Origin of the sequence: Lutispora thermophila DSM 19022, from assembly GCF_900142105.1 — a bacterium.
Taxonomy (GTDB): Bacteria; Bacillota; Clostridia; order Lutisporales; family Lutisporaceae; genus Lutispora; species Lutispora thermophila.
On the sequence record NZ_FQZS01000008.1, the window covers coordinates 34,695 to 59,121 of the forward strand.

Here is a 24,427-nt window from a genome sequence, read left to right on the forward strand (position 1 = left end):
TGGATTGTTTACTGACTTTTTGATTAAAACCTTTGTGCGAGATTATAAGAATACGGCTACGAGGGAGGTAAGACAGAGATATGCCTATCTATCAGGCATTACAGGCATCATATCCAATATTATATTGTTCTTGTTGAAGCTATCCATAGGATTATATTTAAACAGCATAGCCGTAATGGCGGATGCTTTCAACAATCTTTCAGATGTGGGTTCTTCTGTGGTGACAATCTTTGGATTCATGATGAGCGGAAAACCTGCTGATAAGGAGCATCCTTTTGGTCACGGTAGGTTTGAATATATAGCTGCAATGGTGGTTTCTTTGATGGTAATAGTGGTAGGCTTTGAATTTGTTCAAAGCTCCATCAAGAAAATAGTTAATCCGGAAGCTTTAAGATTCAGCATCTTTACATTTATACTGTTGCTGGCTTCAATAATAGTTAAAGTATGGCTGGCCTTATTTAACAGAAAAATAGGCAGGACTATTGGGTCCAAAGTTATGGAAGCTACTGCCTTTGACAGCCTAAGCGATGTGGCAGCTACTTCTGTTGTAGCCTTATCTTTGATGGCTTCAAAATGGATTACCATACCCATTGATGGTTATGTGGGTCTGGCAGTATCCATTTTCATACTTTACAATGGCTATAATCTCATAAAAGATACATTGAATCCTCTATTAGGAGAGGCTCCAGATGAGGGCCTGGTTAAAGCCATTATGGATAAGACGCTTTCTTACGAAGGTGTAATTGGCATACATGATTTGATAGTTCATAATTATGGTCCCGGAAGGATAGTGGCCTCCATCCATGCAGAGATGCCCTATAGCATGGATATAATGGAAGCTCACGATATAATCGATAGAGCTGAAAAAGAAATATCAGAGGAATTAGGATTGCATCTGGTGATACACATGGATCCAATAAATACGGACGATAAGCTTGTTCAAACAGCAAAAACCCAGGTAATGGATGTGTTGAAGGAATTCCCCCAGGACTTGAGCATCCATGACTTTCGTGTTGTGGGCAATGAAAAGCACTTGAATGTGATATTCGATATGGTGGTGCCCTATGAATTTAGGGAGAAGGATGAAAAGCAACTGGTGGAAGAAGTAAAAGAGGCAATAAAAAAGAGGCATCCAAACTATGATGCCATCATAACCATAGACCGACAATACTCACTCCTCAAATAAAACACTGGGGACAAAAAGAACCGTCCCCAGTGTCTTATTTTTTGAATAAAGCTATAGCCAAAACAATATAGGGTATGATTATATTCAGTAAAAAATTGCCTGCAATACCTATAGTATATGAAAAGGCTTCAAGTTCAATTTTACTGGATGTGATCAGCATTGCAAGGAAGTATAAGATTATTAAAAATATATTGATAAAGTGTCTTTCATCCTCTAAATTAAATATGGATTTCAGTAAATGCAGTATAATATATGAAAAGGTTGAGATAAGGATAAAATCAGCTAAGATCCATATTATGACTACTACCGATTCAATTTTGGCTACTATGTCAAAAAAGGATACTATTTTAACAGCATCCATGAATGGAAGAGGAATTTTAGCTGTTATGGAATAGCCAATTATACCAATTACAAAGGCAACTAAAATTGAAGACGAAATAGTCAAATAAGTTAATGTATACATACCCTGATGTTTTAAGTTTTCTTTATCATTTATAATGTCACTTAAAAATAATATATAAATAAGATAGCCCCATAGAAAAGAGATGCCAAAACCGGCTCTCACAATAGGTATTATATCTAAATAACTTATTGGGGTGATATTATCTATTTTAAAGTTAGGCAGCATAAATATTGCTAAACTCCAGAAGATTACGCTGATTAATGGGAAGATTATTTCATTCATTCTTGCAATTACTACAAAACCAGATTTTAATACATATGCAATAGTGACCATCATTACCAGTATAAAAATATCGATCTTAGTTTGGGTAAATACTGTAGTTACAAGCCTTTCACTATAATATCTTGTGTATAATGCAGTTATCAGCAGCATCCATAAGACATATAAAAAAAGCAAAGCTTTTCCTGCAGTTTTGCCTAAGGAATGGTAGTAAATATCTATCAAAGATTTATCTTTATGTTTCATAAATACTTTATTCAATAAGATAATGACAGGGAGTAAAATAATAAAAGGTACTATAGGGGACAGATAACCGCACTGTTTTGCAATGACTGCAGTATAGGAAGGCATGAATCGTATTGAAGGTGAGAAAAATAAAGTAATATAAATAAGCAAAGCCTGTTTCAATGATATCTTTTGTCTACCTGCCAGCATATGTACTATTCTCCTTTGATTTAATGTGGTAAGCCAAACAGATCAAGTGCAAATCTTGCTATACTGATATCGTAAGGATATTTTGATTTTATAAAAACCATAAATAAAGATAGTAAGGTAAGAAAAATAAGGATTACTTTTTCTTTCTTCAAATCTTTTTTTCTCATATTATAAAGTTCCCAAGATGATATCAGAATTATTATGATGATCCAGGCAATCATTAATCCACCCCATAACCGCTTCTTACTGGTTGTTTTATATCATAAGTTCTGTTTATATTGGAGTCAACTTCCACTGTTATATTGAGATTTGGAAATATCTCAGACCAGTTGTCTTTTATACTTTTCCAATAAACTGGCTTTTTATGATGAACTTCATTGCATATTCCAAATATGTCCATATTATTTTTTTGAGCAAACTCTATTATTTTTTTTACTTCATTTTTAACTGCTTCCTCCTGTTGTGTTTTCAGAAAATCCAGTTCATCCTTTTCAAAAATATTCTTTGTTCCCATTACACCAGTTATATTAGTTGAAAATAATATTTTGATCTTTATATCAAGCCTGCCATCGGATATGACAGGTTTTATCTTAGTTTTTGATTCTATTATTTCAAGTGATATTTTTTGCCCATTTCTGTCCTTAACAGCTATAACTCCTGAGTCAACTTTTCCTCTGACCCAGTTAAAGCCTCTTGCCATACCATCAGTAATATACCCAAACAAATCAGTATCTTTGAATAGAGCAAATCCGGACAGCTTTATTTTATTATTTGGTTCATTTATTAATTCAATACATGGGATGTAGGTTGATATACAGGTATTATCAAACATACCCATAATTTCTACCAGGAGTAATTCATCGGATATGGACATCCGTCCTTTTGATTTAAATAGATTTTCCAGTATATCACCTATAAAGTTCTCTTCTTCAATGGTTTGCTGAAAAACGGCCTTGGCCGTATTATCCTTTACTATCAAAACCTTTGAGTTTAATCTCAACTCATGGTCTCTCATAAAAAAGTCCAGATATTGGGGCAAGTTATCCTTTGCTGCATCTTCTCCAATCAGGATATAGTCAACATGTCCCCAGAATAATCTATCTTCAGAAAAGGTTGAGAGCTTTCTAATAGCCTCAAAAACTGTTTCACCAGTAGAGACAAGCAGTGCTGAATTACCCTTTTGACCAGCAGATGCATTACTGGTCTCTTCTGAGGTTGCGTTTATGCTTTTTGAAGCAGCGGATATTGCTACAGCGCTTTCGTTATTGTCATTTGACCTGTCTACTCCCACTGCATTTAGAATTAACAGCTCATCTATCTCTACTTTTCCAAAACTAATATTTGAGCAGCCAGCTGTAATAAGCATGAATATAAGAATAACAATAAGTATCTTATACACTTTATAGTTCATATCTTAATCTATCCTTTTCTTATTTAGGGTTTTCAAATCAATAGGTCTTTTTTTCATTAACCTTACAGGACTTCTGATAAAAGTGTCCTGAAATTGAGGGTTAGTGCTGGACACAAAAGGTGACAGATATGGCACACCGTAATTTTCAATGGAGCAAAGATGACATAACAGAAAAAGACCGCCTATGCACATGCCAAAAAGACCAGCTATACTACTAGCTATAGCTATGATAAGCCTCCATAGCCTAATGGCATTGGACAAATCCTGATTGGGCAATACAAAATTTGATATGGCAGTAACAGATATCAGTACAACAACTGCAGGAGAAGAAAGCTTGGCCTGGGCTGCTGCCTGACCAACTACTACTGCTCCTACAATTGATAAGGCTTGACCTATGCTTTTAGGAAGTCTGATACCGGCTTCAACCAAAATCTCAAAAGCGATAAGCAAAGCTATAGTTTCAAGAAACGTTGGGAAGGGGACTCCTTCTTTGGCTATTTTTACTGATAATATCAATACTGTCGGCAGCATTTCATGATGAAAAGAGGTAACAGCTATATAAAAGCCCGGCAGAAAAAGAGTTACGATAATCAATAAATATCGTAAAAATCTTATTTGAGAGCTCACTAGGAAGTTTGTGGAATAATCTTCAGGAGCTTGCATTAAAGCTACCAAGGTGGCTGGAAGTATTAAAGCTGTGGGAAAGCCGTCTATGATTATTCCGACTCTCCCCTCTATGATATTTGATGAAAACTTATCAGGTCTTTCTGTAAATATAATTTGAGGAAAAGGTGAATACTTTTTACTTATCAAATATTCTTCCAGATATGCAGTAGAAAATACCCCGTCAATACGAATGGAATCGATTCTTCTTCTTATATCATCAACTATATCTTCGTTAGCAATGCCTTTATGATATATTAAAGCAACTGTAGTTTTTGTTTGTTGTCCCACAGTTGTTTTCTCTATAATTAAGTCCGGGGATGCTATTCTTCTTCTTACTGTGGAAATATTGGTCATAAGATCTTCCACGAAGGTATCTTTTGGCCCTTTGATTACATTTTCACTGGAAGGTTCAGTTATAGCTCTCTTTTCAAATCCCTGGACTTCAAATGAAAATGAAACTGATTCTTCATCAAAAACCAATAAAACATTTCCTTTAAATAATGAAGAAACAGCAGAATCAATATCTTTAAGCTTATTGCTCAGAGGATAATATAAGCCCCCTGATTCAATTAATGCAATTATTTCTTCTTCTTTTTCTGCGTCACGAAAATCAGGGCTTTCCAAAAGGGGTCTGATGACAAAACTGCTTAGATGTTCTTTTTCAGTCAGCCCTTCTATATAAACAATTGTTACTTTAATAGTTCTGTCTAAGCCAACATATATATTTTTAAAACATATATCTAAATTATTGCTCAATAAGGATTCCAGATTTTTAGTATTTAAGTCCATACTACCACCACTTTGAAAAAAAACATTTCTTTAACTAATTATCTGTTAAAGAAATGTTTTTTATACAAAGTTATTCCTTGTATTGCAATAAATACAGATCGTAATACATTCCCTTTTTGTCTAGGAGTTCCTGATGTTTGCCCATTTCTCTTATCTTACCCTTATGCATGACGATGATCTTGTCTGCGTTTTGTATTGTAGAAAGCCTATGGGCGATTATTATGTTTGTTCTACCTTTTATCAGTTTCTTGATGGCATCTTGTATCAAAAGTTCTGTCTCTGTATCTATATTTGAAGTTGCTTCATCAAGGACCAGCACTGAAGGATTGAAGGCAAGAGCCCTTGCAAAGGCTAATAGTTGCCGCTGCCCTGACGACAGGGTGGCCCCTCTTTCCATAACCTTCTCATCATATTTGTTGGGCAGATTCTCAATGAAGGTATCTGCATTTACAAAGCCGGCTACTTCCTTTATCTTTTCATCGTCTATATTCTGGTTGTTCAATCTTATGTTTCCCTTTATGTCTCCTGTAAAGAGGAAAACATCCTGAAGAACTACCCCTATATGAGAACGAAGCTCGTATTTGTCTACTTCTTTAATATTCTTGCCGTCTATGAGTATTTCACCTTTTTGAATGTCATAAAGCCGGGCTATCAAACTTATTATTGAAGTCTTGCCGGCACTCGTGGCACCTACAAAGGCTACTGTTTCTCCAGGATTTATGGTAAAGCTTACATCTTTTAAGACCCAATTTTCTCCTTCATAAGCAAACCAGACATTCTTGAATTCGATTTTTCCTATTACTTTGCCCAATGATTTGGGAGATTCTATATTTTTGATTTCTTCCTCCTGGTCAAGGAGCATGAATATTCTTTCTGCCGATGACATAGCGGATTGTAGTATATCAAATTTCTCGGTCAAATCATTTATTGGTTTAAAGAACTGATCGATGTAATTTACAAAGGCGAAGAGCACTCCAAAGGGCAGCGCTCCCTGTAATACTCTTCCGCCGCCGTACCAGATAAGCAATGCCAGAGAAAAGGAATATATAAGGTCCATTGAAGGCCTGAAGATTGCAAAAACAAAAACCTCTCTCAAGCTGGCTTGTCTATGCTCATCATTTATGGCAAAAAACTCATCATATTTATATTTTTCCCTATTGAATATTTGAATGATCTTCATTCCGCTTATGTTTTCGCTAAGGGTTGCGTTTATCTTGGCCAATTTTACCCTGGTCACTCTGTAGGCTTTTCTTGATTCCTTCCTAAATATCAAAGCGGACAAGAATATAAAGGGTATGGCTATAAAGCTTATGAGGGCAACCTTTGCGTTCATTCTCAGCATTACTATGACGATGCCTGTAAGAGTGAAAATATCCTTGAATAGATTTACCAAAACGGTAGTATACATTTCATTGAGGTTTTCCATATCATTGCTTACCCTAGTGACAAGCCTGCCTACAGGATTTCTGTCATAAAATGAGAGAGACATCCTCAAAAGATGGGAATAAAGCTCCTGCCTCATGTTGTATATGATCTTCTGCCCCGTATAATTTAAAATATAAACTTGTATGTAGTTACAGGCGAAGCTTCCTGTGATTACAGCAACAAATATCAATGCAATGTTTTTTAATCCGTCCTTGTTGCCAACTGCAATATAATCATCAATGGCAATCTTCATCAAGTAAGGTCTGGCAAGATCACCTAAGGTTATGAGAATCAACAGCAGGAAGCTGGTACATATTAGACCGACATAGGGTTTGGCATATTTAAGGAGTCTTTTCAATAATTGAGTATCAAAGGTTTTAACTACTACTTCTTCTTCATGAAAGTTATTCATAAATACTACCCCCTATTCCTGTCCTGCAATCTTTTCTTCCAGCAGCTGCTTGTGATATATGCTGCTGTAGTAACCGCCTAAGGCAACAAGCTCATCATGGGTTCCTCTTTCTATTATCCTGCCTTCATCTAATACTATTATTTCATCGGCATGTTTAACAGTGGAAATTCTATGGGCTATTATTATGCTTGTTCTGTCTTTGGTTACTTCTTTTAGATTGCTAAGCATTTTTTCCTCGGTTTTCGTGTCCACAGCAGAAAGGCAATCATCAAATATCATGATGCCCGGATTCTTGGCTATGGCTCTGGCTATGGAAACCCTCTGCTTTTGGCCTCCTGAAAGGGTTACCCCTCTTTCTCCCAGTTGGGTGTCAAACTTGTTAGGAAAGCCTATTATATCATCATGTACGCTGGTTATCTTAGCTGCCTCCTCTATCTTCTCGAAAGGCATATTTTCATCTGCAAAGGCTATATTGTCTCTTATGGAGCAGGAAAAGAGAAAATTATCCTGAGGTACATAGCCAATTTTCCTTCTGAGAAGGTCGATGGGGATTTTGTTTATATCATAGCCGCCTAATAATATGCTTCCTTCTTCCACATTATAGAGCCTTAGAAGCAAATTGGCCAAGGTGCTTTTGCCACTTCCCGTCTTGCCTATGACAGCCAGGGTCTTTCCTTTTTCCAATTTAATATTGATATCTGAAAGGGCAGGCACCTTTGCTCCTGGATATGTAAATGATAGATTTCTAAACTCTATTGATTCCTCGAAGTTATCTATATCCAATGTATTATCATCATCGTGGATTTCTGGCTCTGTATCCAATATCTCGTTGATTCTCGTCATAGACGCTATTCCTCTTTGTAATACATTGATAACATGACCTATAGCCATCATAGGCCATGTGAGAAGCTCTAGGTATGAGATGAAGCTTACCAGTTGACCAAGACTGATGACTTTATCTATAACGAGGGTTCCACCGTAATAAAGGGTGATTACAAAACTAAGGGTTGGCAGGAAGATTACCAGCGGAGACATAGCTCCCCATACCTTTACCAAGTTCATATTAGCCTGTAAATTTATTTCATTGGCCTTTGCAAAATTATTTATCTCACTTTCTTCCTGGACAAAGGATTTTATGACCCTTATACCTGAAAAGCTTTCCTGGGCCTTGTCCGTCAAGCTTGAGAAAGTTTCCTGAACCCTTTTAAATCTCTTTTGAATCAATTTACCGAAAAAAGTAACAATGAGAGCTACAAATGGAAAAGGAATCAAAGCTATCAAAGTAAACTTAATGTCAATAGACACCATCATAATTATGATGGTAGAAGCAGTGAGGAATATGGCGTCAGTCATCATTACAACACCCATGCCAAAGGCCATTCTAACTGCATTTATATCATTGGTTGCATGAGCCATCAAATCTCCCGTTTTATTATGGTAAAAATAATTTAGTGACAGCTTTTCCAAATGAGAAAACAGTTTGTTGCGAAGCCAGAATTCCAGCTGTCTGGATGAACCAATTATGAGCATTCTCCATAGATATCTGAAAATTGCTATAAAAACTGCAATAAGCACTATTAAAAATGCATAAAAAAATATCTCTTTCATTGATAGCGTATGGGCGCTCAAAGCATCTGTGACATAACCCAAAATCTTAGGTGTTATAAGCTGAAGGCCATCAACGAATAGAAGAACGAATATGCCCAGTATATATTTCCACTTATATTTTTTAAAAAAATCTTCAATGTGTTTAAACTTACCCATGCTACCCCTCCTTATATAAGCTCACAATCTTAGACTATCATAAAAATGGTCATATTTACAGCAGTGAATTTTATAATGATGAATTATATTAACATTAGTATCAAATATAGAAAATATATGGTAAAATTTAAGCATATACATAGAAGAAAGAAGGTACCAATATGATTGAATTGCCGGAAGCAAAAGTTATTGCAAGACAGATAAAGGAAACTTTAAAAGGGAAAAGAATAGAGGAAGTTGTGGCAGCTAATACACCTCATAAATTTGCTTGGTATTTTGAAGATCCGAAGGATTATCAAAAGCTTCTGTCAGGAAAGTATATAGACGGAAGCAGCAGCTTTGGGGGATTCATTGAAATATCTGCGGAAGATTGCAGAATATTGCTCGGGGAAGGTGTGAAAATCAAGTATTACGAAAAAGGAGAAAAGCTTCCGGTAAAGCATCAACTTATGATAACTTTTGACGATGGAAGTGCAATGGTTTGTTCCGTGCAGATGTATGGAGGCATGTGGTGCTTTAGAGAAGGAAAAAACCAGGATCCTTATTATAAAGTTGCAAAAGAAAAACCATCACCTTTCTCTGTGGAGTTCAATGAATATTATTTTTTAAACATGTTGGATGAGGACACTAAAGGGTTAAGTCTAAAGGCTTTTCTTGCAACTCAGCAGCGAATTCCCGGATTTGGAAACGGTATTTTGCAGGATATCCTTTGGAATGCAAAACTCCATCCCAAAAGGAAAATGAACTCTTTAGAAGAAGCAGATTTAATAAATCTTTTTAAATCTATTAAAGCAACAATTGGGGAAATGGTTGAAAAAGGAGGAAGAGATACGGAAAAAGATTTATTTGGCATAAATGGAGGCTATAAAACTGTGATGAGTTCAAAAAATGAAAAAATGCTGTGCCCAATATGTTGTAATGACATAAATAAAGAATCCTATTTGGGAGGCAGCATTTACTATTGTAGTCAGTGCCAACCTTTTATCAAATGAATATGATATATAAAAATATATAGATGGAAGGTGTGGAACTCATATGTGGACAAGAAAAGAATTAAAGGACAGAGCAAAAGCTGTACTGAGAAATAATTACTGGAAAGCTTTTTTAATAAGCTTGGTAATTCTGTTGGCTGGAATGGACGGAGGAGATTTAGAAGTAAGAAAAAAATTAGAAGGATATACCACGACGATAAATTTTCTGCCTTTTGACGTAACCTTTGCCCATTTAGCAATTTTTAGTTCTATTTCTATTTTCATATTATTATTTCTTACAGTTTTACGAATATTTCTAGGTTATTCTTTGGAGGTTGGAGGAAGAAGGTTTTTTGTCAAATCGGCTCTTTATGAAGACAGCAGCGGTTGCTTCAAATATGCCTTTGATGGAGAAAACTACATGGGAATCGTGAAAACCATGCTTCTTAGAGGTGTACAGAATTTTCTATGGTATTTGCTTTTCATAATACCCGGCATAGTAAAGTCTTACGCATATTCCATGGTACCTTATATATTGGCTGAAAACCCCAATATAGGAGCCAGGGAAGCAATAAACATGAGCATAGAAATGACAAATGGACATAAACTTGATATGTTTATATTGGATCTATCCTTCTTAGGATGGTACCTTTTAGGGGCTTTGCTTCTCGGTGTGGGAACTCTTTTTGTACTCCCTTATGACAACGCTACCAAGGCCGAGCTATACCTTGTACTGAGTGGTAAAAAAATGTGCGAAATCATGGAGGAACAGCCATATTGACAAATTGGGAAACATATGGAATAATATAACAAAAGTGAGTATGCTTGAGCATGTATATGCGAGCAGCATAGGGACCGGGTAAGTCCTACACGAATGGTTACAACCCTTCGGAGTCACTTCTTAAGGAGACTCTGTGGGGTTTTTAATTTATATATCATATGGAGGTGCCGACAGTGATAAAATTGCTTACACAATCAGATAAAGAGAAAGTTATGAGTTATATAGGAAGAAATGAAATTGAGACATCGTTTCTCTATGCCAATGTAGTTGAATTTGGCATTGATAATAACCCAGATATTAGAAGGTGTGGAGACTATTATGGTTTCTTTGAAGGAGAAGAGTTAAGAGGAATCCTTCCTTTCTACAATCTGGGAAGCTGTATACCCCATTATGAAAGCCATAAAGCGGTGCCATATTTTGCAGAGATTATGAAAAAAAGAGATTTTCAATTCCTTCTAGGCATGAAAAAGGTTGTAAAACCTTTGTATGAAGAGATAAAAGATTGTAGAAAAGTTCTTGAATTTGATGAAAGCTCTTATTTTATAAACAAAAACTTTAAACCTTTCACACTGGGAGGAGTGAGCTTTATAGATGCTGCCGGATCTACAGACGATAAGATAGTTGATTTTGTTTTGGATGGAAGAATCAAAGGATTCAATCAGGAAGCTACCAGAGAAGATATATTAAAAACATTATCCCAAAGGGCCAAGGAGGAAGATTTTATCATTGCACAAAAAGATGGGAAACTGGTAGCTCAGGCAGGAATTCAGACCTATACACCAAAGGTAAATCAGATAGGCAGCGTGTATACTCCAGAAGAAGAAAGATGCAAAGGTTATGCAAAGGCGGTTGTATCAGAGATATGTGAAAGGATAACTGGGAGAGGTAAGATGCCTACTCTTATGGTAAAGAAGGATAATATTCCTGCTGTAAAGGCATATAATGCACTAGGGTTTGAACATTATGATGATTATTTAATTATAAGGCTGGCTTAATTGTTGCCTTCAAGTATTATTGTGGAGGTGATAAAGATAAAGGCATTGATAATTATAGTGCTGCTAGTGCTCAACATACCTGTATATAGAAAAATATTTTATTTTATATTTAGAAACACTGATGATTTTAGAGAGTCTGTAGAGTATTCCTTTACACCGGATATATTTTCTCTATTGAGAGGCAAGTATTGGAAGGATCGGCTTGGAGAGATGAAGTTATCGATTTTCATGACGGCTTGTATAGTAGTTGTAGCTTTTGAGTATCTGATTATCTCTTCTATTATCGGTGCATTTTTAAATTAAAACAGAACAGGATAATATCATCATGGGGCAAATTCATTATGAAAATATAATTAAAATATATGAAAATGAAGACTTATTGCATCGTATGGCATTGTGGGTTAAAGGAACATGTTTCTCCCGAGCCAGTAGGTACAATACCAGAGCACTAGAAGTGAGTTTATGACAGGCAGCTATCTATGAAGTACTAGATGGAATCATAAGAAAGGGAGAAGAGTATACAATTATGTGTTCTAACAAAGAGTTCTATAAAATAGTGGGTTTCGAAAAAGCAACTTAAACAGATTATCGGAAGAAAATTTATAGTTTTGGTAGCATAGGAAACAAAAATTCGAGGTACAGATATGATCAAATAAGCAGAAATTGACTTTCCGTAATGGGGTTCAAGAAAGGCTTCCTTGATTGTTAAAATGCTTCCAAAGGAAGCCTTTCTTATACTGTGTGTTGTGACAATGTTGGTATAACAAAGGCACGTAGAGGCGCATAGAAAGTTACATAATAGTATGTTAATTAGTTACACATTTATAAAGCAATATTATAGAGCATGGATATTTGTAAAATTGCACGAGATATAAGGAGAAAGTCATGATTAAGAGACTTAATTTAAAAGATATGGAAACAGCAAACCGTGTAATGGATCTGCAAAGAGCCTCATACAAAACAGAGGCTCAGATAATAGGATTTTATGAGATACCGGCCTTAGTGGAAACTTTAGATGTTTTGCAGCAATGTGATGAAGATTTTTATGGATATTATATAGATGATATCTTGGCAGGTATAATTTCATTTAAAATCATTGACGATGTATTAGATATACATAGGGTGGCGATACATCCAAACTTTTTTAGAATGGGTATAGCAAATATACTTATTAATTTTATAGAGAGGTTAAATAGAAATATCAGTAAAATTATAGTGTGTACTGGCAAGGATAATCTCCCTGCTATAAATTTATATTTAAAAAACGGTTATAAGATGAAAAAAGATATTGAAGCAAGAGGTGGAGTTTATATAACGGAGTTTGAGAAAGTTATCAAGTAAAAGCCATATGTATACTGGGGGAATATATAAGGGGGATTAGGCATGATATTGCATAGGAACATTGATATTATTAGGGATAAAGAATTATTGCTTGATTTCCATTGTCAAATTAACTATGACTTTGAATACAGTTTTTTTAAATAAACAAGTTATGAGTTATATAAGGATAAGTGGCTGAGGGTTGAAGATCAGGTTGAAGAATATATTTCTGCCCTATCAGAAAGTATGGGCGATGTACGAACATTGGCAGAAATTAATGAAATTGCAGTTGCAAAGCCCTATAGAAGAAACGGAATTGGGAGATATATTATTGAATATGTTGGAAAAAAGCAAAAATGAGAGGAGCCAATGTTCTTCGCTCCGGAACAGTTTATGGAAACATTTCATCCAGAGGACTTCATGAAAGTTGCGGATTTAAGCCATACAGGATTGAATATGAAAAGATATTTGAATAATATTGGAATCAGTGCATAGTTCTTGCACCATATGCAATACAATTCAAATAGATATATTTATGGGAGGGGTTAATTATATGTTCAAGCACGTTATTGATGAAGATGTAGAATTAAGACTCCTTGATAATAATCATGCAATGACATTGCTTGAGTCAATTAATTATTGCAGGGATTATCTAAGGCAATGGCTACCCTGGGTGGATGGTACTCAGACAATTGAAGATGCAATTAAATTTATAGAAATGGCAAAGAGACAGTATGCATCAAACGAAGGATTTCAGGCAGGCATATGGTACAAAGATGAGTTTGCAGGGGTCATAGGATATTATGGAATCAATTGGTTTAACAGATCGGTAAACATAGGATATTGGCTTGACAAAAGATACATGGGAAGAGGTGTAATGACAAAAGCATGCAGGGTATTTATAGATTATGCTTTTAATACATACAATTTAAACAGGGCAGAAATCAGATGTGCCGAAGATAATCATAGGAGCAGAGCCATTGCTGAAAGATTAGGTTTTACAAAAGAGGGTATTATAAGAGAAGCGGAGTGGTTATACAATCATTATGTCAATCACATTGTTTATGGGATGTTAGCTTCTGAATGGAAAAAATAATATTATATATTTCATGATTGGATCAAAATACAAAGCAGAAAAGGTGCGCTTTAATGGAAAAAGTCATATTACGCAATGAAATGCCTTCAGACTACCGAGTTGTTGAAGAAATGACAAGAGAAGCATTTTGGAATAATCATGTGCCAGGATGTGATGAACATTATTTGATACATATGATGAGAAATTGTCATTCATTTATAAAGGAGTTAGATTTTGTTGCCGAAATTGATGGTAAGGTGGTAGGAAACATAGTATATGCAAAATCAAAAATAATGGGTGACAAGAGCAAATACCATGATGTAATTACTTTTGGATCGGTATCTGTTCTTCCGGAGTACCAGGGCAAAGGTATTGGGGCCATGCTCATATAGCGCACAATGGAACTAGCCAGATACTTTGGATATAGAGCCATATTAATTTATGGAGACCCTTTATATTACAATAAGTTTGGATTTGTTGAAGCTGAAAAATTTGGCATCAGAACGTCTGATAATATGTATGCAGTTCCATTTCAAGCCTTAGAGTTGTATCCAGGAGCATTATCTGATTGTGTAGGATGCTTTTTTGAAGATCCAATATATGAAATAGACGAAAAAGCTGCAATAGAATTTGATAGCACATTCCCAAAAAAGGATAAGCAAAGAGGTTTACCTTCACAAAAGCGATTTAATGAATTAGTCAACATGAGAAAACCGAGACAATGAGTTCAATATGCATATTAATATATACTTCATGTTGATGAGGGGAGTTTTTATGAAATTAGAGAAGTCATGTGGAGCTATTGTTTATAGGAAAATAAATGATGATATAGAGTTTTTAGCTATTAAAAGCAATTCTCCAGGAGAACATTGGGGCTTTCCTAAAGGTCATGTCGAAGAGGGAGAAACGGAAAAAGAGACCTGCATAAGAGAGGTATATGAGGAGACCGGATTAGTGGTTACGCCGCAGGATGGATTTATAGCATATGACAAGTATAAGATATCCGAAGATACTTATAAAGAGGTTGTTTTCTTTCTAGCTTTTGCAACAGATCAGGAAGTGGTCGTGAATGAAGATGAAGTCAAAGAATATAAATGGGCCTCATTTGATGAGATATATGATTTAGTGACATATGACAGTACAAGAAACATATTGATTAAGGCAAGAGAATATATCATGAACAATGAAAAGGACCTATGATTTTTTGATTAAATAACCATAGAAAGGAAGATGAGTATGAATCAAACTATAGGATTTTTATTGGATAATGCTTGTCCATCTATAAGATACAGAGTAAAAAGAGAGATTCTGGATGAAATAAGTCCTCAAGAGGAGGAAAAATTGCAAAGCCAGATTTTAGAGGACAAGCTCCTACGGGAGTTTATAGAAAGACAAAACTCAGATGGCTGGATAGATGAGGACTTTCATAGTGAAAAAGGGGTAGAAACTGCTATCAGGTTATTTTCGGAGAAGGGAGTTCTGGCAAGTCAGCCTTCTTTTAAAGTAATGCTTGAAGAATTGGAAAGAAGAGAAGACACCTTCGACAAAGGATGCCTTTTTAATATTGGGAAAATACTGGATCATAAATCCTTTGGAGGGTCAAAGGTTATAAGAGCCGCTGCTTTTGCTCAAGCAGGGATTGAGGATAAACACTTCATAAAAGAACAGATTGAATTGGCGTTGGATAAGCTTAAGTTTGTATGTTCAGTTTCCACTATAGATAGTGTTGCAAAGCAATATAAGGATAAACTGGTCTTTAAGGATGGAACCAAATGGCCTTGTATATATGACCTGAGGCTTCTTGCATATACGAAGGGTTGGAGAAGTGAGGAAAACAAAAGGACAGTTGTTGTTTCTATTAAAAAAATGATAGAATTGTCACCTATACCATACATACATATTTTGGAAAGAAATCAACTAATCGCACCAGCAGCTTTTTGTATGCAGGATTTTAACCCTGATGTCAATAAACTGAAAGATTCGGAATGGATGATGTGGTTTCATAGGATGGAGATATTGTCTAGGCTTGGAGTAGCCAGTGAAATTAAAGAACTAAAGCAGCATCTTGATTTTTTAGCTGAGCTTTTAAGAGAGAATAACGGCATATTCAATAAGAGAATGAATCATTATTACTTTACAAAGTGGAGCCCATATTCAGGATTGGCATTGGAAAAGGATTGGAGGTCAGGAACAAGGCGCATATGCGATTTAACATTCAGAAGCCTGCTGATATTGCATTATTCCGGCTACAGAGAATTATAGTTAACATATGCCTATTGAATTTGATTTTAACAGTTAATAATAGGTATGTTGTGGCATAATGTACGAAATAATCCGAATCAAAAAGCCCGGTTTATGGCTCTGATTTTCCAAAAAAGTCCAGAGTAAGAAATAAAAGTTTTGTTTTTGGAGCTATGTTTTTATCATTTTAAAAACTGACGAGTTTTTCCCATATGATAGGCAAGCTTGATCATTTCCTGCTCTTCTTTGGTCATTTTTCGATTATAGATTTTTTCAAACTGCTTTATGAGCTTGTCATAATCAATTTCTCTCCTGTATTGTTTTGTTTTTATTGGTATATGGGATGGATCGTATAAACAAGGTTCAATAGACGGATTGTATATCCTCTTTAATATTTCGGCAGTATAGTGAGCATCAGAATATGCATCATGAAAGTTATATATAACAGGAATATGAAGTGCTCTCACAGCATTTTCCAATCGCATCAGGTTTTTGGCTGGAAGATGAAAATATTTAGATACATAGGGTTGAAGATTAATGTATTTTTTGGGCAAATGCTTAGAATCTAAATTATGATATTCCACATTTTAAATAACTCTCTTATATCAGACATGCCCCAGACGCAAAATACAGAATCACAATCCCCCATGAAATCTATGAAGCATTTATAAACTTCAGGAAACGTCTGTTCTTCTATAAGCTGTTCCGTAGTAATATTTGTCAACTCAGTGATGAATGAGCTTACTTTTTCGTAGAAAGTTGGTTTCACAAACCTATTAAAAGAAGCGATTCTATTGAAGTCAGAATCTAATTTCAAGGCACCAATCTGAATTATTTCAAATGGATATTTGGGCCATTTCTCTTTGGTATTTTGCAAAGAAGAGAAATCCTGGTTAAATTCCATATCAAATACTATAAAATGCATATCAAATCTCCCCGAACATTTCTACATAAAATTCGTCATATATAATACATGATAACACTATTTCACATTGAATATGTCATGCTGATTAAAGGTAGAAAAAACCATTTTTCTATGATAAAGTTTAGATATATAAATAAAAATTAAACTTATTGCTTGGACAAAGGAGAGTTGAACATGAAGAGATTGAAGGTGGGAGATGCTATCGGGATATTCTCCCCATCATCACCTATAACATATACTGTACCCAAAAGATTTCATAGAGCAAAAGCCTATTTAGAAGCTAAAGGTTTTGAAATAATTGAAGGAGCCCTGACAGGAAAGCATGATTATTACAGATCCGGCACTATAAAAGAAAGAGCAGATGAACTGAATCAGTTAATAAGAAATCCTGAGGTAAAGTGCATTATGTCTACTATAGGCGGCATGAATTCCAATTCCATACTTCCGTATATAGATTATGAAGCTTTTAGAGAAAACCCAAAGATAATTATAGGTTATTCAGATGTTACAGCCATACTGCTAGGGATATATGCCAAGACGGGAATATCAACTTTCTATGGGCCTGCTTTGGTAGCTTCTTTTGGAGAATTTCCTCCTTTTGTAGATTATACCTATGAATATTTCAAAGATATGTTAACCGAAGATGTACCACTGCCTTATGAATTCCCAATACCGGAATACTGGACAGATGAATACATAGACTGGTCACAACAGGACAGAGAAAAGGAAAAGAGAGAAAATCAGTGGATAACTGTTTGTGAGGGTGTTACAAGGGGAAGATTGATTGGAGGAAATCTCAATACTATGATGGGAATATGGGGCAGCCAATATATGCCTGAAATAAAGGAAGGAGACATACTTTTCATTGAAGATTCCTTAAAGGATGCAGCCACAATAGAGAGGAGCTTCTCTCTATTAAAGATCAATGGAGTTTTTGACAAAGTATCCGGTATTATATTAGGAAAGCATGAACTTTTTAATGATATGGGAACGGGAAGAAAGCCTTATGAAATACTATTAGAGGTTTTGGGTGAAAGACAGCTTCCTTTCATAGCAGACTTTGACTGCTGCCATACCCATCCCATGTTGACACTGCCAATAGGCGTTGAAGTTGAACTGGATGCCACCAATAAGAAAGTGAGGATGTTGTCAGGCGTTTTTGATGATAGTACCCTGTGAAGGGGGAGAACAATGATAGCTGAAAGAATCAAGGAGACGAATCCAAAGGATATATTTTTGAAAATTGTATTGCCTGCATGTGATAGTATTATTGATTTTTACTTCAAAGCCTTTTTCACGGAAGGTGCTTGATTTAATAACACATTAGCCATCGGAGTTTTATCTGTTCATGCAGAAAATATTCTATGTTATGATTCCTATAATAGGAATCATTTTCATGATAGTTGTGATATACTAGGTTGCTATATATCTATAGAATGTGAAGAGCTTTTTGATAAAAAACTATACATGAAGAATAGAGGATGAGCATCGATGAAATATATCAATGAGAAACTGGCAATGAAACCTAAAGCCCGTTCAAAGCTAAGAATCTTTCTTGGTAAAAAATATTATACATTCAAGAGATATTTGGATTGGTACTTTGGATTGAAAAATATGCTTCAATCAAAGATGACAATTTGTTGCCCTATGTATATTTCAGTCATAGCACTCCTACCTTGAGAAAACTTAAAGATGTGGATATGTGATATCAGTATAACAAGATTATCAATCTTGGTATAGCTTTGAAGAGGCTTAATAACATAATTATTAAGCCGGTGGAGACATTTTCCTACTGGCGGTTGATAGGTAAACCTACCAAGAGGAAAGGGTACGTAGAAGGCATGGCCCTTTTTTATGGAGGATAGAAAGCAGAAATAGGAGGAGGTCTGTGCCAGTTATCCAATCTCATATATTGGATGACTCTGCACACGCCTTTGACAGTGACAGAGAGATATAGGCACAGCTATGATGTTTTTCCTGATTCCAACAGGACTCAACCCTTTGGAAGCGGTGCCACATGTGTATATAACTATCGGGATTTACAGATATATAATGGAACCAATGAAACCTATCAACTTCACTTGACCTTAAGACGGGAGGAGCTGGCAGGAGAATGGAGGACAGACAAAAAACCTTGCTTCAAATATGAAGTATATGACAAGGAACACTCAATAAGCCATGAATACTGGGGAGGATATATACGGCACAATGTAATATGCAGAAGATGCTATGATATGGATGGAAATTTGCTCGACGATGAATTTATAACAGAAAATAATGCTCTCATGATCTATCAGCCTTTTTTGGAGGAATGTGCAAATACAAAGCCTTTATAGGAACAGGGATACAGCAGAATATACAAGAAGTAAAGCCATAATAGTATTGACCATTCTAACATTTTTCACAATGAATCTTTGGAATATAGATCCGAACAATCCCCAGCAGCAGTTTGATACAAAAGCAGTGAAGGACAGCAGAAGGGCAAAGCCTGTGATTATAGGAGCAGACTTATAATAAGGCACTACGAAGGCAGAAACCGTTGTAATGGCATAAATGATGCCTTTTGGATTTACAAACTGTAGTAGCAATCCCCATATATATTTATTAGTGTTTCTTGAATTATCTTCATCGCTATTGGGCTTGCTGTTGTAAGTTTTCCAGGCAAGCCAAAGTATATAAGCGGCGCCCAAATAAGTCATAATTGATTGAATAGACGGTATAAGATTGAAAAGAGTGACGCTAAATAGTCCGCATAAAGTAAATATGATAAAAAAGCCGGTAAATACACCTGTGTTAAATGGTATGCTCTTTTTGAATCCGTATCTGGTGGCATTTGACATAGCCATTATATTATTGGGACCAGGAGTGAATGTAGTAACCATTACATAGGATATGAATGCCGGAATATTGGGCATAAAGTTGACCTCCGTATTTTTAATAAATATTCACTAATATTATATCAGAAAATTGGAAATTGGTTATACAATATTTTTATATGATTATAAGTAATAAAGAAAAGAAGGTGAAGTTATTATGGATATCAATATTAAAAAGGAGAATGATGTGTAAATTGCTGTTGTAGACAGCAGCCATCGACTTAAGTGCAAGGCTTGCGGGAGAGATATTGCAATAATTCATCAATTACAATATTAAAGTAGCTATTGTAGGTGATTTTTCTTTATATACCAGCAAGAGTTTGAGAGATTTCATATATGAGAGCAATAAAGGGGAGAGCATATTTTTCCTACCGGATGAGAAAGAAGCTATAGATAAGCTAAGCAGAGTCTGATAGCTAATATAAACCAAGGAAAACTCCCTGTCAGGTGAAAGGAAAATGTATGTATTGCTGCAGCCCTCAGAGGCTATGTAATACATGGACTATAACGGACAAATCTTATCATCGGGCAATCTAAAAGTTGTGTTGACAAATGATGTTCTGGAATATTAACTGAGTTTCTATGTCAATGGCTCATAAAAATGCTATAATATATTTCAAAGATTAATGAAGTTGTGGAGGATTATATGTTTTTTATAGGTATATTTGGAATAGAGAGTAAGGAAAAAGAAATAAAATATTTGACCAATATATCCTGTAGCCATTGTCATAGCGAGTCAAGTATGAAACTGTTTAAGACCTATAATTTCTTTCACTTTTTCTTTATACCTTTGTTCAAATGGAATGAAAAATATAACTTAATATGCAGCAACTGCAATACCCTGTATGAGATCCCCAATGAGAAAGGCAAAAGGATAGAAAGAGGAGAAGAGATAGAGATAACATACTGGGATTTGAAAGAGGTAAAAACCGATTTTTATAATAGTTATACAACAGGCAATAGATGTTCTCATTGTGGAAGAACGATAGAGCCTCATTTTGAATATTGTCCATACTGTGGAACAAGGCTTAGAATTTGAATAGGCAGGGTAACTTCCCTGCCTATACTAATGTTTTTTCATATATATTCTTTTTCTTATAAAGCACTAGGTTAAAGAGGAACCTAAATGTTATATCTATGGCAATTACTACCCAAATAGCTACTATGGGAAGCTTTAATATATAAACTACCACTAAAGTGAAAGGAACCCTGATACCCCAAAGTCCTGTACCGGCTACCAACATGGGTATGTTGGTATAGCCTGCACCTCTCATGGCTCCTATCAATACTTGAGAAGCATTTTGAGGTAGCTGGACCAAACCCATGAGAATGAGATATATGGCTCCCAGGGCGATTACTTCAGGATTGTCTGTAAGCAAAGTCATCATGGTTTTAGGGAAAAACACCAGGATTATTATACTGATAGATGTCATGGCTAAGGAACCTTTCATTATCTGTCGCAGATATATTTTCGCAAGCTTTTTGTCCCCAGCTCCTAATGCTTGTCCTATAAAGGCTGTTGCAGCTATTCCAAAGCCTGCGGAGGGCATATAGGATATGGATTCTGCTTGTAATCCTAGCTGATGAGCCGCAAAAGCTGTTTCGCCGTAAGTGAGAATGGATCTGGTAAGTATTATTGCAGCTAACTGCCAGAACATATTCTCCATGGAAGTTGGGAGTCCTACTCTATAGACAGATTTTATCTGCGACAAATCGATGCGGAAGAAGTCCTTATTTAGATATGAACTCAGTACACCATCCCTGCTGAATAATACATACAAGCCAATGATGCAAGCAGCAACCTGTGATAAAGCCGTTGCAATGGCTGCTCCTCTTATTCCCATAGGCTCAAAGCCTAAGCCGCCGAATATCAACAAATAACCTAAGACTATATTTATCATGTTCATTATGGCCGTTATTATCATGGGTGTTTTGGCATTTCCCATGCCTTGGAGCACTCCGCCCACTATCAAGGAAATAGCTAAGAAGGGCAAGCCAAAAGAAACAGTCTTTATATATGTGTTGGCATTTTCCAGTAATTCAGGGCTTGGGTCGAATATGCTCAGCAATTGGGAAGAGAAAGTATATATTCCTACTTGAAGCAGCAATACCACCAATATTGTGGATATGATGGTCTGTTGCATCACATGTTTCATCTTTTCCCATTCTTTAGCACCATAGTATTGAGCCACGAATACGGAGGCTCCTGTTGTTATGCCTTTAAATAAAGCCCAGACCATCTGGGTAATTCTCTGGCTTATACCTAAAGCGCTGACGGTTATAACGTCAATCCTGCCGATAAATCCCATCATAACCAAGCCTGCAGACATTTGAAGGACTCCTTCAAAGGCTACAGGCAGGATCATAGATATAATTCGTTTATTGATAAGCTTTATATCATAATTTTCCGTCATGATTCTGTCTCCCTTTAAGCCCATATTCCTTCTAGATTATATCATCTGGTGTTTCATATGTGCAATGTGAATGTATATGGAGAAACATAAACCATGGGTAGTATAATATGAGCATATATAGGTGAATATTGACTAATAATTTGAGTTTACATAGAATGGAGACAATAGGCATTATGTGGCAGCAATTATTCATGTTTATAAAATATGGAAATGAATGGAGGATTAATATGAAAAAATTGCAGGCTGTTTTCCTAGGAATTGTTTTGGCCTCGGTAATGAGCATTTCTACAGCTTTTGCAGCAGAATCGCCAATAATTGATTATTTTGGAGGTTCTAGTTTTGATTATTTCCGGGGAGTTAGTCTAACGAAAGATGGAGGATGTGTGGCGGTAGGAGAATCTTGGTCTTATGACGGCGATATGAAAGGGTTTAGTAAAGGCTCCGATGATGCAGTTTTGGTGAAATATGATGCAAATGGAAATGTAGAATGGATAAAAACCTTTGGGGGAAGTTTTTTTGATACTTTCTATGACGTAAAGCAGACAAGGGATGGAGGATACATAGCTGTTGGATGCAGCAACTCGTTAGATGGTGATATGGTAGGTTCTGCAAAGGCTGTCAGGGAAGGTAATACTGAGGTTCCCAATCATGATGCAATCATTGTAAAGTTTGATTCAAAAGGAAATATGGAATGGTTCAGTGATTTTGGCGGAAGTAATTTGGATAAATACAATTCTGTTATTGAAACAAAGGATGGCAATTACTTAGCAGTAGGGGAAACAAAATCATGGGATGGATCTATGACCGGATTGCTGAAAGGGGAGGGCGATTGTCTTATTGCGATGTATGATTCTAATGGGAATCTAATGTGGTTAGATAGCTTCGGAAGCAGAGGAATCGAAGGATTGAGTTCAGTGGTTGAATGTCAGGATGGAAGCTTTGTTGCTGTAGGATATACTAATAGCACAGACGGATACATGGATGGAACCGGGTCAGCTCTTCTCAAAGGATTGATGGTAAGATTTGATTCAAATCAAAACATCATATGGGTAAAAGCTCTTGAACTTATGAATCCGGACATCAGAACCATAGTTTATGCATCTGTATATGGGTTTACGGATGTGGCAGTTACATCTGATAATGGCATTATTGTGTCAGGAGCGGGTATATATTTAAAGGAGGAAGAAAGAATTTATAAAGTATGCAGCGATGGAAGGTTGTTTAAGTTTGATAATAATGGGAATATAGAATGGGGAAAAATTTATAAGTACGCAGATTATACAAACTTGTTAAGCGTAATTGGCACTAAGGATGGTAGCTATATTTCGGTAGGCTATAGTTATTCTGAAATGCCGGTAAACTCAATAGTTGTCAGTTATGACTCAAAGGGTCAACTTAAATGGGCAAAATCTGATGGAGGTTCCAGTAATGGAGATTTCAGATATATTGAATCAAAGGATGATAAATATATAATTGTAGGATCAACACATACAAAAGACAAAAGTACAGAGGCATTGCTCTATATAGGAAACTTTGAAGAATATGATGGAAAACTTATTCTATCACCGGAAACAACAAAAATTGTGGCTCCTAATGATCCGTCATATAGAGAAGCGCTGTCGGATTTATAGGTAAGGTTAAGCACAATATTACAACTTACAACTGTTTATGGGAATGGTATTCCAACAAAGGTAGGTACATATGTCATAAATAAGGATAGCTATTTAGAGCTTCGTGTTCTGCCATAACTTCACAATGAGAAAAAAAGAAAGTTTTTGTTGAATGATACAGCGAAAAAATAGCGTATTCTTTACACAAGGAAGGGCTTCCATGCAATTATAATTTTCATGGGATGCCTTTCTTATTCTGTGAAATCGATGACAGCAAAGATCATGGTAATCTTGGCAGACAAATTATAACAAAATGTTTTAAATCTTCAAGGAAATCAAGGATGTTTGTAGAATATGAATTGTATAAATACTGACGGATTAGACAGCAGACTGAAATATTATCATATGGAGGAAAGCAGATAAATGATAAATATTAAGAAAGGACATAG

The 24,427-nt window shown here is 35.7% G+C and carries 21 protein-coding genes and 3 pseudogenes; 15 read left to right on the forward strand and 9 right to left on the reverse strand.

The window, feature by feature from the left end:
• Window positions 1-4: 4 nt before the first annotated feature.
• Entirely contained in the window at window positions 5-1,186 is a 1,182-nt protein-coding gene (locus tag BUB48_RS06850; protein WP_073025510.1) for a cation diffusion facilitator family transporter, read from the forward strand.
• Window positions 1,187-1,220: 34 nt separating this feature from the next.
• Here the strand turns inward: BUB48_RS06850 and BUB48_RS06855 are convergent, their stop codons facing one another.
• From BUB48_RS06855 to BUB48_RS06880, 5 genes are all read right to left on the reverse strand, one after another.
• Window positions 1,221-2,303, reverse strand: coding sequence for a GerAB/ArcD/ProY family transporter (locus tag BUB48_RS06855; RefSeq protein ID WP_073025511.1), 1,083 nt, complete (start codon window positions 2,301-2,303; stop codon window positions 1,221-1,223).
• Window positions 2,304-2,523: 220 nt separating this feature from the next.
• The gene (locus BUB48_RS06865; protein ID WP_073025513.1) at window positions 2,524-3,714 is read right to left on the reverse strand and encodes a Ger(x)C family spore germination protein; all 1,191 of its coding nucleotides are present in this window, start codon (window positions 3,712-3,714) and stop codon (window positions 2,524-2,526) included.
• Between the two features lie 3 nt (window positions 3,715-3,717).
• Complete coding sequence (locus BUB48_RS06870) at window positions 3,718-5,169, reverse strand: spore germination protein (RefSeq protein WP_073025514.1); 1,452 nt, start codon at window positions 5,167-5,169, stop codon at window positions 3,718-3,720.
• Between the two features lie 70 nt (window positions 5,170-5,239).
• On the reverse strand, window positions 5,240-7,006 hold the full coding sequence (locus tag BUB48_RS06875) for an ABC transporter ATP-binding protein (RefSeq protein ID WP_073025515.1): 1,767 nt from the start codon (window positions 7,004-7,006) through the stop codon (window positions 5,240-5,242).
• A gap of 12 nt (window positions 7,007-7,018) precedes the next feature.
• Window positions 7,019-8,770: an ABC transporter ATP-binding protein gene (locus BUB48_RS06880; protein WP_073025516.1), complete on the reverse strand. Its 1,752-nt coding sequence runs from the start codon at window positions 8,768-8,770 to the stop codon at window positions 7,019-7,021.
• 161 nt (window positions 8,771-8,931) lie between these two features.
• On the opposite strand from BUB48_RS06880, the gene BUB48_RS06885 reads away from it, so the two are divergent.
• From BUB48_RS06885 to BUB48_RS06925, 9 genes and pseudogenes are all read left to right on the forward strand, one after another.
• Window positions 8,932-9,762, forward strand: a complete 831-nt coding sequence (locus tag BUB48_RS06885; protein ID WP_073025517.1) for a DNA-formamidopyrimidine glycosylase family protein — start codon at window positions 8,932-8,934, stop codon at window positions 9,760-9,762.
• Window positions 9,763-9,805: 43 nt separating this feature from the next.
• Entirely contained in the window at window positions 9,806-10,522 is a 717-nt protein-coding gene (locus BUB48_RS06890; RefSeq protein ID WP_073025518.1) for a DUF975 family protein, read from the forward strand.
• Window positions 10,523-10,695: 173 nt separating this feature from the next.
• A complete protein-coding gene (locus tag BUB48_RS06895) occupies window positions 10,696-11,517 on the forward strand; it encodes a GNAT family N-acetyltransferase (RefSeq protein WP_073025519.1) in 822 nt (273 codons plus the stop codon).
• Window positions 11,518-11,820: a hypothetical protein gene (locus BUB48_RS06900; protein WP_242944175.1), complete on the forward strand. Its 303-nt coding sequence runs from the start codon at window positions 11,518-11,520 to the stop codon at window positions 11,818-11,820.
• 582 nt (window positions 11,821-12,402) lie between these two features.
• On the forward strand, window positions 12,403-12,858 hold the full coding sequence (locus BUB48_RS06905) for a GNAT family N-acetyltransferase (RefSeq protein ID WP_073025520.1): 456 nt from the start codon (window positions 12,403-12,405) through the stop codon (window positions 12,856-12,858).
• A gap of 532 nt (window positions 12,859-13,390) precedes the next feature.
• On the forward strand, window positions 13,391-13,933 hold the full coding sequence (locus BUB48_RS06910; RefSeq protein ID WP_073025521.1) for a GNAT family N-acetyltransferase: 543 nt from the start codon (window positions 13,391-13,393) through the stop codon (window positions 13,931-13,933).
• A gap of 53 nt (window positions 13,934-13,986) precedes the next feature.
• A pseudogene (locus tag BUB48_RS19090) lies at window positions 13,987-14,637 on the forward strand (GNAT family N-acetyltransferase).
• A 49-nt stretch (window positions 14,638-14,686) separates the two neighbouring features.
• Entirely contained in the window at window positions 14,687-15,112 is a 426-nt protein-coding gene (locus tag BUB48_RS06920; protein ID WP_073025522.1) for a bis(5'-nucleosyl)-tetraphosphatase, read from the forward strand.
• Between the two features lie 36 nt (window positions 15,113-15,148).
• The gene (locus BUB48_RS06925) at window positions 15,149-16,174 is read left to right on the forward strand and encodes a hypothetical protein (protein WP_073025523.1); all 1,026 of its coding nucleotides are present in this window, start codon (window positions 15,149-15,151) and stop codon (window positions 16,172-16,174) included.
• A gap of 161 nt (window positions 16,175-16,335) precedes the next feature.
• On the opposite strand, the gene BUB48_RS18515 is transcribed toward BUB48_RS06925, so the two are convergent.
• Together BUB48_RS18515 and BUB48_RS18520 are read right to left on the reverse strand one after the other, a co-directional pair.
• Window positions 16,336-16,737: a 3'-5' exonuclease family protein gene (locus tag BUB48_RS18515; protein WP_242944176.1), complete on the reverse strand. Its 402-nt coding sequence runs from the start codon at window positions 16,735-16,737 to the stop codon at window positions 16,336-16,338.
• Window positions 16,719-17,078, reverse strand: coding sequence for a 3'-5' exonuclease (locus BUB48_RS18520; RefSeq protein ID WP_242944177.1), 360 nt, complete (start codon window positions 17,076-17,078; stop codon window positions 16,719-16,721). Before BUB48_RS18520 ends, BUB48_RS18515 begins: the two co-directional genes overlap by 19 nt.
• A 174-nt stretch (window positions 17,079-17,252) precedes the next feature.
• Here BUB48_RS18520 and BUB48_RS06935 point away from each other — a divergent pair, with 174 nt between their 5' ends.
• Window positions 17,253-18,257 (forward strand): S66 family peptidase, encoded by a 1,005-nt coding sequence (locus tag BUB48_RS06935; RefSeq protein WP_073025524.1) that lies wholly within the window; start codon window positions 17,253-17,255, stop codon window positions 18,255-18,257.
• A 312-nt stretch (window positions 18,258-18,569) separates the two neighbouring features.
• Window positions 18,570-19,414: pseudogene (locus BUB48_RS06940) on the forward strand (VanW family protein).
• Here BUB48_RS06940 and BUB48_RS06945 read toward each other — a convergent pair.
• Complete coding sequence (locus BUB48_RS06945) at window positions 19,409-19,993, reverse strand: LysE family transporter (RefSeq protein ID WP_073025525.1); 585 nt, start codon at window positions 19,991-19,993, stop codon at window positions 19,409-19,411. The pseudogene BUB48_RS06940 and the gene BUB48_RS06945 overlap by 6 nt on opposite strands.
• 179 nt (window positions 19,994-20,172) lie before the next feature.
• On the opposite strand from BUB48_RS06945, the pseudogene BUB48_RS19095 reads away from it, so the two are divergent.
• Both BUB48_RS19095 and BUB48_RS06955 read left to right on the forward strand, forming a co-directional pair.
• A pseudogene (locus BUB48_RS19095) lies at window positions 20,173-20,367 on the forward strand (DUF4180 domain-containing protein); the annotation flags it as partial.
• A 233-nt stretch (window positions 20,368-20,600) separates the two neighbouring features.
• Window positions 20,601-20,993 (forward strand): zinc-ribbon domain-containing protein, encoded by a 393-nt coding sequence (locus BUB48_RS06955; protein ID WP_073025526.1) that lies wholly within the window; start codon window positions 20,601-20,603, stop codon window positions 20,991-20,993.
• A gap of 22 nt (window positions 20,994-21,015) precedes the next feature.
• Here BUB48_RS06955 and BUB48_RS06960 read toward each other — a convergent pair whose 3' ends face one another.
• On the reverse strand, window positions 21,016-22,368 hold the full coding sequence (locus BUB48_RS06960; RefSeq protein ID WP_073025527.1) for an MATE family efflux transporter: 1,353 nt from the start codon (window positions 22,366-22,368) through the stop codon (window positions 21,016-21,018).
• Window positions 22,369-22,595: 227 nt separating this feature from the next.
• Here BUB48_RS06960 and BUB48_RS06965 point away from each other — a divergent pair, with 227 nt between their 5' ends.
• On the forward strand, window positions 22,596-23,999 hold the full coding sequence (locus BUB48_RS06965) for a hypothetical protein (protein ID WP_073025528.1): 1,404 nt from the start codon (window positions 22,596-22,598) through the stop codon (window positions 23,997-23,999).
• The last annotated feature ends 428 nt before the right edge of the window (window positions 24,000-24,427 follow it).

What these genes read in the sequence shown, in the direction of transcription:
- BUB48_RS06935 (WP_073025524.1), top strand. Translation starts at nt 17,253, where the DNA reads ATGAAGAGATTGAAGGTGGGAGATGCTATCGGGATATTCTCCCCATCA.
- BUB48_RS06885 (WP_073025517.1), top strand. Translation starts at nt 8,932, where the DNA reads ATGATTGAATTGCCGGAAGCAAAAGTTATTGCAAGACAGATAAAGGAA.
- BUB48_RS06890 (WP_073025518.1), top strand. Translation starts at nt 9,806, where the DNA reads ATGTGGACAAGAAAAGAATTAAAGGACAGAGCAAAAGCTGTACTGAGA.
- BUB48_RS06925 (WP_073025523.1), top strand. Translation starts at nt 15,149, where the DNA reads ATGAATCAAACTATAGGATTTTTATTGGATAATGCTTGTCCATCTATA.
- BUB48_RS06960 (WP_073025527.1), bottom strand. Translation starts at nt 22,368, where the DNA reads ATGACGGAAAATTATGATATAAAGCTTATCAATAAACGAATTATATCT.
- BUB48_RS06870 (WP_073025514.1), bottom strand. Translation starts at nt 5,169, where the DNA reads ATGGACTTAAATACTAAAAATCTGGAATCCTTATTGAGCAATAATTTA.
- BUB48_RS06855 (WP_073025511.1), bottom strand. Translation starts at nt 2,303, where the DNA reads ATGCTGGCAGGTAGACAAAAGATATCATTGAAACAGGCTTTGCTTATT.
- BUB48_RS06905 (WP_073025520.1), top strand. Translation starts at nt 12,403, where the DNA reads ATGATTAAGAGACTTAATTTAAAAGATATGGAAACAGCAAACCGTGTA.
- BUB48_RS18520 (WP_242944177.1), bottom strand. Translation starts at nt 17,078, where the DNA reads ATGCATTTTATAGTATTTGATATGGAATTTAACCAGGATTTCTCTTCT.
- BUB48_RS06965 (WP_073025528.1), top strand. Translation starts at nt 22,596, where the DNA reads ATGAAAAAATTGCAGGCTGTTTTCCTAGGAATTGTTTTGGCCTCGGTA.
- BUB48_RS06945 (WP_073025525.1), bottom strand. Translation starts at nt 19,993, where the DNA reads ATGCCCAATATTCCGGCATTCATATCCTATGTAATGGTTACTACATTC.
- BUB48_RS06880 (WP_073025516.1), bottom strand. Translation starts at nt 8,770, where the DNA reads ATGGGTAAGTTTAAACACATTGAAGATTTTTTTAAAAAATATAAGTGG.
- BUB48_RS06875 (WP_073025515.1), bottom strand. Translation starts at nt 7,006, where the DNA reads ATGAATAACTTTCATGAAGAAGAAGTAGTAGTTAAAACCTTTGATACT.
- BUB48_RS06920 (WP_073025522.1), top strand. Translation starts at nt 14,687, where the DNA reads ATGAAATTAGAGAAGTCATGTGGAGCTATTGTTTATAGGAAAATAAAT.
- BUB48_RS06955 (WP_073025526.1), top strand. Translation starts at nt 20,601, where the DNA reads ATGTTTTTTATAGGTATATTTGGAATAGAGAGTAAGGAAAAAGAAATA.
- BUB48_RS06910 (WP_073025521.1), top strand. Translation starts at nt 13,391, where the DNA reads ATGTTCAAGCACGTTATTGATGAAGATGTAGAATTAAGACTCCTTGAT.
- BUB48_RS06865 (WP_073025513.1), bottom strand. Translation starts at nt 3,714, where the DNA reads ATGAACTATAAAGTGTATAAGATACTTATTGTTATTCTTATATTCATG.